The following is a 3,053-nucleotide window of genomic DNA, read 5'->3' as shown; positions in this document are numbered from 1 at the left end:
GTTACACGAAGAACTGCAATATCCAATCGCTTATCGTAATCGATTACCTCAGCTACGTAACTCTGTAAGGAGTCCTGAAATTTTTCGATGTACACGTATTTTTTACCTTCTACAACATGGTAGTTGGTCAACATTATTCCATTAGCATCAATTGCAAAAGCGGTGGCCACATTACGAACGATAGCCGGCTCTACTACATCCTTCTCCACCTTAGGTTGAGCGGATGCTGGTCGAACAGATTCTCCTTCTTTACGATTTAATGTAGCATAATGATTGGGCGATAAATCGTTTTGTTGAATAAGATTGTATATCACTAAAGATCCAGCTGTGATTAATAAGGAAACCGAAGCGGCTACCATAATAATACGTACAGGTGATAAAGTACGGACTTTCTTTTCGCGGATCCGAACCGGTGATTCTTCGTTAAAGTCCTGATGAAAACGATCCATCATTACCTGTAATTTGGCGCGCTCCATGTTCCAGGTAAAACTTCTGCGCACATTTAAATGCAACTCAAACTCATCAGAAAGATCCTGCTCCGTATCCAGACGATACTCAAACGCCTTTTTCTCCTCGGCGGACATTTCTCCTTCGAGGTATCGTTCAATTAGCGTAGTTGCTTCTTCTCGGTTAAACATATTACTTTTCTCTTTGTGCCACCAGAACCAATTTTTTCAAGCGGTTAAAACACTTGTATTTTTGATTCTTCGCATTTGCGGCATTCGTATAATTCATTTTTTCGGCAATCTCTTCCATGCTTAGTTTATGGTAGAAAAAATCTTCCAATATACTTTTGCAGGGTTCCCCGAGCTTGCCCATCGCGCCTTCCAGTGCATCCACCCACTGATCCCGTTCCGCAGAAGCCGAAATTTCTTCTTCCACATCGGTAATCTCTTCTTCAGCCTCAATCCTGACCTCACCGGAACGACTGATTGTCCGAAGCTTTTTTAACCAGATGTTCCGCGAAATACTGTAGAGATAGGTCCCGATCGAAGCATTTAATTCAAAACCGGGCATCTTCACATTTTCGTAGAACACCATAAAAGCCTCCTGATACACATCCCTTGCGTCCTCAATATCACCCGAATTACGGGTGACCATCCTGCTCACTGCGGGAAAATTATCCTTATACAACCGCTTGATAACAAACTCATTACCATCCGAAATGGACTTCAGAAGTTTCTTTTCTTCAGCAAGTTGCGACAATGTCTGACGTTCACTCATTAATACCTAATTGGATGCAAGGTAACCCAAAAAAAAATTTTTTTTAAATATGGGTTACCTTTTGGGTGACCCGGGTATAAAAGGTAAAATTTGTAAACCCTAAAAATCTAAAAAAATGAAAAAAGTTATTCTTGCTAGCCTTTTCGCAGTAGCATTAGTTGCTTGCGGTGGCGAAACTAAAGAAGAAGAGAAAAAAGCTGACTCAGCTGCAACTACTGAAGCTCAACCAGTTGAAGAAACTCCAGTTGTTGAAGATACAGCTGCAGTTGCTGCTGATTCTACTGCTGCTCCTGTTGAAGAAGCTGCACACTAATCGTCAGCCAAAGATTATAAGAAAGGGTATCCCGCAACGGATACCCTTTTCTTTTGCATAAAATCAGGTTATTAACACTTCGTGGATTTCGACTAAACCGATAAATCACCCCTATAACTCTAACACTTTTATCGACGTTTGTAATATTTCAAAGAATTTAGACATTTCATTTCTCGTTTTATTAACAATTTCTTTAATTTTGATAGACAGAAATACTGCTTGCCAAATCCCAGCTTTTCTGCTTAACCATTTTTGGTCATGCTTTATTTCTTCTGAACCTAAATTAATGTTGCAAAATGAGAACGAAGTTTCTGCTTGCCCTGGGACTGCTCTTGTTCATTCAAGGCACTGTATCGGCCCAAAAAACAAACGATGAAAAACCAAAATCCTATGGCGATTTCTATTTGGAATTTATTGCCATTGATGATGCTGATTTTCCGCAGTTCAATAACGGTTTAACACCATCCAATCCCGCTACCTACCAACAACAAGTGGCTGCGTGGATTAATGCGAATCCCGTAAAATATTATCAGATACTGGAAAGTCATACCAGTTATCCTTCTACCAATTCAGATCAGCTGATTCAATTGGAGGATCAATCCAAACAAGGAAAATTTAAAGACAACATTACCCTTTTTCAGGATGTAATTATGTTACATCGAAAAATAAGCAGTCAATATTCCTTTATGCAGGAGCTTGCTAAAAGTAAAACCGGCAATACGGCTGTTCCGGTAAAAGTGTATATCGTGCCCATCAGAAAATCTGATTACGATCTTTATTTCAACCTTCAAAACCTCTGATGCCATGAAAAAATTATTACTCGCTCTCGGTTTTGTTTCCGCTTCCATTGCTTCCATTGCTCAAACTTATACGCAACCTACTGTTGGACTACAAGGCACCTATGCAGGAACTTGTGAAGTTAACACGTGTTCTGGATCATTCTATGATGATGGAGGAGCTGCCGGAAATTACAGTCTTAACGTAAATAATATTTACAGAACATTTTGTCCAAATGCTCCCGGACAATGTATTCGCTTAACCTTTAACACCGCTGTTTCTTTGGATCAGTGGATTGGTGGATGTTATGATGCGATTGTAATTACAGATTCACCTACTCAAAATGGTACAACATTATTTTCCGGTTGTAATATTGCGGCAGGTACTTCTTTTACATCAAATAATCCAAGCGGATGTTTAACGGTTCGCTTTTTCTCCGATAATATTGTTACAACTTCAGGTTGGTTTGCTACCATTTCTTGTACACCTTGTTCTGGTGGCGCAGGATCGGGTCCTACAGCAACTTCTATCGCGGATTGTTCCAATGCGCAATTCGTATGCGACAATTTAAATCCGGTGGTTGCTAACTCGGTTGGTCCCGGCTTAGTATCCGATGCATGTGTTTCAGGTTGTGTTATCAGTGAAAACTATTCTAACTGGTACATCATCAATGTAACCACTGCAGGTACTTTCGGATTAACCATCGATCCTAATCCAAATGCAGCCGACTACGACTTCG

The 3,053-nt window shown here is 40.2% G+C and carries 5 protein-coding genes; 3 read left to right on the top strand and 2 right to left on the bottom strand.

Annotated features, from left to right (window positions below; translation table 11 throughout):
• Both K1X56_15135 and K1X56_15130 read right to left on the bottom strand, forming a co-directional pair.
• On the bottom strand, positions 1 to 638 hold a 638-nt coding region (locus K1X56_15135), incomplete at its 3' end, for a serine protease (protein ID MBX7096053.1).
• A gap of 1 nt (position 639) precedes the next feature.
• Positions 640 to 1,224: a sigma-70 family RNA polymerase sigma factor gene (locus K1X56_15130; protein MBX7096052.1), complete on the bottom strand. Its 585-nt coding sequence runs from the start codon at positions 1,222 to 1,224 to the stop codon at positions 640 to 642.
• Positions 1,225 to 1,339: 115 nt separating this feature from the next.
• Between K1X56_15130 and K1X56_15125 the strand changes: the two genes are divergently transcribed.
• The 3 genes from K1X56_15125 to K1X56_15115 form a co-directional block, all read left to right on the top strand.
• The gene (locus K1X56_15125) at positions 1,340 to 1,537 is read left to right on the top strand and encodes a hypothetical protein (GenBank protein ID MBX7096051.1); all 198 of its coding nucleotides are present in this window, start codon (positions 1,340 to 1,342) and stop codon (positions 1,535 to 1,537) included.
• Between the two features lie 296 nt (positions 1,538 to 1,833).
• Positions 1,834 to 2,337 carry a hypothetical protein gene (locus K1X56_15120; GenBank protein MBX7096050.1) on the top strand — a complete coding sequence of 168 codons (504 nt, stop codon included), beginning with the start codon at positions 1,834 to 1,836 and terminating at the stop codon, positions 2,335 to 2,337.
• 4 nt (positions 2,338 to 2,341) lie between these two features.
• The coding region (locus K1X56_15115) for a hypothetical protein (GenBank protein MBX7096049.1) at positions 2,342 to 3,053 on the top strand (712 nt) is incomplete at its 3' end.

The organism is Flavobacteriales bacterium (assembly GCA_019694795.1).
Classification (GTDB): domain Bacteria; phylum Bacteroidota; class Bacteroidia; order Flavobacteriales_D; family UBA2798; genus UBA2798.
Note: the sequence above shows the minus strand (reverse complement) of the source record. Positions and strands in the feature narration are given on the sequence as shown.